This is a genomic window from Kitasatospora nipponensis (genome assembly GCF_039528135.1).
In the GTDB taxonomy this organism is placed as follows: domain Bacteria; phylum Actinomycetota; class Actinomycetes; order Streptomycetales; family Streptomycetaceae; genus Kitasatospora; species Kitasatospora nipponensis.
Genome location: NZ_BAAALF010001193.1, coordinates 1 through 509 on the forward strand (window position 1 = coordinate 1; position 509 = coordinate 509).

Sequence of the window (509 nt, forward strand, 5' to 3'; positions counted from 1 at the left end):
GGGAGCAGGTGGTGCCGCTGGGGAGGGGGAGGGTGCCGCCGGGGCGCGCGGGGGGGTCCATGCCGTTCTCCCTTCTTGCTGGTCGGGAAGGTGGGTTCAGGTGCCGCAGGGGTCGGCGGCGTTGATCAGCTGCCAGCCGTCGGAGTTGGTCCAGCGGTCGTGCTGGTTGCGCAGGCGCTCGGCGTGCCGGCTAGGCAGGGTCGCGGTGAGCGTGTGGACTTCGGGGCCGACGACTGCGCGCAGGGGCTCGAACTCGCGGTCGAGCTGATCGGTGCCATCGGCGGGCGGTGTGCTGGTGATCTCGTGGAGCATGCCGGTCAGGACGGTGTACGCGGAGTCCTTGAGGACGGTGCGGGCGGCCCGGACGGAGTGCCGAGGCTGGCCGTCGAGGACCTTCTCCAGCGACTTGAGGGTGTAGTCGAGCGGGAAGGAGCGGTCGATCCACAGCTGGGCGGCGGTGCTGGCCTCGCCGATGCGCGGATCCAGGTAGGGGGAGTCCACCCGGCCCA

General features: G+C 71.5%; 1 pseudogene. It reads right to left on the reverse strand.

Annotated elements, in window-relative coordinates:
• Window positions 1-96 precede the first annotated feature (96 nt).
• Window positions 97-509: pseudogene (locus tag ABD323_RS45615) on the reverse strand (radical SAM protein); the annotation flags it as partial.